Origin of the sequence: Vibrio sp. ER1A (genome assembly GCF_000733315.1) — a bacterium.
Classification (GTDB): domain Bacteria; phylum Pseudomonadota; class Gammaproteobacteria; order Enterobacterales; family Vibrionaceae; genus Vibrio; species Vibrio mediterranei.
This window is the reverse complement of the sequence record NZ_JPJA01000018.1, coordinates 1-3,453: the sequence shown is the minus strand read 5'-3', so window position 1 is coordinate 3,453 and position 3,453 is coordinate 1. Positions and strand designations below refer to the sequence as shown.

The following is a 3,453-nucleotide window of genomic DNA, read 5'->3' as shown; positions in this document are numbered from 1 at the left end:
ATGATCAAAGCACTCAACAAGCTGACCGGGATAGGTATGCCTGAAACTCAGTATGTTGTTTAAGATGTGATCTATTTAGCTAACGTTCCTAGCGTTCGCTCTTTAGCTGAATTCGGCAACAAAGCCTTGGCAAACACAAGACAAGAAAACTCTCAAACGTATCAACAAACTCATCAACGATGTTAAGCGCTCTCCGTTTGAAGGGATTGGTAAACCAGAACCGTTAAAAGAGAACCTATCTGGTTTTTGGTCTCGGCGTATCGATGATACTAATAGGTTTGTTTATGCAGTCGATGAGCAAGCAATAACGATCATTTCGTGCCGTTACCACTACTAAACTCAGACTCAACTGTCTGACATCAAATAGATACTCAAGACCTAAATTAAGCAACATCTAATTTAACATATTGCAATAATATAAATTAGCTTATACTAATGAATCTAAAAACCTATTTTAGTCTACTAACAACTTTTCTTTTGGGATAAGACGCGTATAAGTACGAGCTATTGTCAATGTGATTGCCCGCTTGAAGAAGAAGGGGCGACTTCGAGCGGATGTGAACAAAGGTCAGTTTAATTTCTGGTTACGTCATGATGAGCGTAAAACTCTTGTAAAGGAGAGGTCCGCATTAAAAATCGAATTGTAATATGCTGATTTATTTAGCGAACAACGGAGATATTGCATATTGGTTTACTTGATAAAATAGTACCGCCATCAACATCAGCATCACTCCCACTAAAAATCGTAATATAATTCCCCAATATGGCGAAATATATGTGGATGTTGTGAGGTAGCTATAAACGATCCTCTTACCCGCTACTGTCATGACTGCAATGGTTGAGGTGGTAAAAGCAGTTCCAAGTGCCATAGCAAATACACTTAATATTCCTATCCAAAATTGCTGAGTAATACTGGATAAAAAGAGAACTAAAATTGCACCAGTACATGGTCGAATACCAATGCTTAGTACCATTAATACAAATTCTTGCCAGTTTGAAATAGTATTGAGCTCATTTGGTGTGGCTTGATGTTTATGCCCACAACTACATACACCATCATTGTGTACATGAGAGTGTCTCACATGACTTGGACGATGACGAAGTGATTGGATAGCTATATACCCACCAAGTAAAAATACGGCAACGAAACTGGCGTGAATAAAATCAACCACCACAAGATTGAGTTTTTTCATAGTAGTGTCTATCACAAATAGCATTCCACTTACTACAGCGATAGCCGTAATGGCTTGAAGCAGCGCGGAAATGACGGTAATAGCTATACCGAGTTTGAGTTTCGAATTGTGTGTGGCGATATACGTGTTGACGACCACCTTACCATGTCCCGGACCTAGTGAGTGCAAGATACCGTAAATCAGACTGACTTTGATTAACACTGAAAAAGAGGACCAATCTAGTTTCGATGTGTAGAGAATATCGCTGAGTTGACTGACAACTACTTTTTGCCATTGAATGGACTTCATTAGGAGAGTTGGCCAAAATTGATAGAGTATATAACCTAACAGCAAACCAACAATAACGAGAAGCACAATAAAAAAACGGTAACGTTGATCTATTTTGACCGATTGAGGGTCCGTTATAGTCGTTTTCATAAATTATTTATGCTCCGTATGACAAGTGATCTTTGCATTTTGGGTGAAGAGTTGTCCGAGCGAATCATCAGGATCTGCATCTGCTGGGATTGACAGTGCATAGTTAACTTGTGCCGATGTAGGATTGGGTTGATGCAGTTTAATCTCACAGTAGGGAGTTAATGTCTTATCTAGGTTTATATCATTGGCTGTGGCCCACGACATGTCGATATAGTAGGTTGGGTCGAATATCTTGAGGCTTAGAGTTTGATTATTAAAGGGGTACGGATGAACAAGTGTGATAGTAAAACTTAATATTGCTTTTCCTTTACTTTGAGTTAACTCACTGTGTTGAACTGCCTTATATCGAATCGGTGTTTTACCATCACTATCTAGAAAATACGTGAAGTAATGGCTGCCTAGCATATTGCCCACAACCTCTTTGCTCAACTTATCTAGTGTCTGCTGCTTGTGTTGAGGAGTCATATCTTCTCCATCAAAGAGATAAGCTGTAGTCATTGGATCGAATACTCATCGCATTTTAAAACCAGTAATCGCTTTTTCTGAACCCAATACGGTGGTTTGCATGTCTATCCAAGAGTGAGGATGGGCGAACGAAGTTTTACTACCGAGAAAACTCATGATAAATAGCGTGATTTGGAAGTAGAATCTAGGAGACATACACATAGAGTAAAATGTTGCATCATGTCACTTTGGACTGAGATAACGTTGATTAGTTTCGTAAGGCATAGTGATTAGTTGCCTTGTACGACGCGATTAACCACCTTCAGTCAATACGCTGAAGGTGGTCTATGGAGAAATACTCAAATTTACTTCATTGAGTTAACCATTGTGATGACATTATGTTTAAAGGCATCGATGTAAGTAGGAGCATTCCCATTAGCATGTGTTAATGCTTCTGGATATAATTCTCCACCCGCAGTTGCTCCTGTTGCGCTTGCAATTTGTTTGACTAAACGTGGGTCAGTCTGGTTTTCAATAAAATAACAGTGGATCTTTTCCGTTTTCATTTGATCAATAAGCTTGGCAACACCACTTGCACTGGCTTCTGATTCGGTGGAGAAACCTACAGGGGACAAGAATTTGACGCCATAGGCTTCGCCGAAATAGCCAAACGCGTCATGGCTAGTCAAGACTTTTCTCTTTGATTTTTGAATAGTATTGAACTGTGTGTTTGCCCATTGATCTAATGCATCAAGTTGGGCGATATACGCTTCTCCGTTTGCCCTGAAGTAGTCGGCATATTGAGGCTCGGTTTTGATGAGTGCTTCCATAATATTTCTCGCATAGACTTCTGCATTCTTGGCACTATTCCATGCATGTGGGTCGGTTATGGTTTCCCCATCTTCTTCCATTTTTCGTGTCGAAATACCTTTAGATGCGGTAACAACCATCCCCTGATATCCGGAGGCTGAGATAAGACGCCCCATCCACCCTTCCAGACCTAATCCACTTACGAATACTAGGTCTGCTTGGCTCAGAGTGACACTATCCTTTGCCGTAGGTTCAAAAGTATGGGGGTCACCATCAGGACCAACTAAAGTTGAGACTTGGATATGTTCCCCTCCGACTTGTTTAGCAATATCGGCAAGAACCGAAAAGCTTGCAACAGTTTGAACGGTTTGTGCATGCGCATAAGTACTCAGGAGCGCAGCAAACGAAAAAATAGCGGTAAGCGTTTTTTTCATTATGTATTCCTTTATTTATATCGAATAGATTGAGACTTAAAGATGGGGCAGATGCCTTTATGGGCTCCAAACAGAATTGACAATAAAAAAATAATGGTCGCGGCCAGTACGATAGCGGGACCGGCAGGCAGTGACTCGAAGGTAAGGAAACTCAA

General features: G+C 40.5%; 3 protein-coding genes and 1 pseudogene. 1 reads left to right on the top strand and 3 read right to left on the bottom strand.

Going from position 1 to position 3,453, the window contains the following annotated elements:
* The first annotated feature begins 106 nt into the window (after window positions 1–106).
* Entirely contained in the window at window positions 107–337 is a 231-nt protein-coding gene (locus tag HW45_RS28655) for a Txe/YoeB family addiction module toxin (protein WP_081875744.1), read from the top strand.
* A gap of 319 nt (window positions 338–656) precedes the next feature.
* Here the strand turns inward: HW45_RS28655 and HW45_RS02970 are convergent, their stop codons facing one another.
* The 3 genes and pseudogenes from HW45_RS02970 to HW45_RS02960 form a co-directional block, all read right to left on the bottom strand.
* Window positions 657–1,610 carry a nickel/cobalt transporter gene (locus tag HW45_RS02970; protein WP_051867699.1) on the bottom strand — a complete coding sequence of 318 codons (954 nt, stop codon included), beginning with the start codon at window positions 1,608–1,610 and terminating at the stop codon, window positions 657–659.
* Between the two features lie 3 nt (window positions 1,611–1,613).
* A pseudogene (locus tag HW45_RS02965) lies at window positions 1,614–2,231 on the bottom strand (DUF1007 family protein).
* 188 nt (window positions 2,232–2,419) lie between these two features.
* Window positions 2,420–3,298 (bottom strand): metal ABC transporter substrate-binding protein, encoded by an 879-nt coding sequence (locus tag HW45_RS02960; RefSeq protein ID WP_038224610.1) that lies wholly within the window; start codon window positions 3,296–3,298, stop codon window positions 2,420–2,422.
* Window positions 3,299–3,453 lie beyond the last annotated feature (155 nt).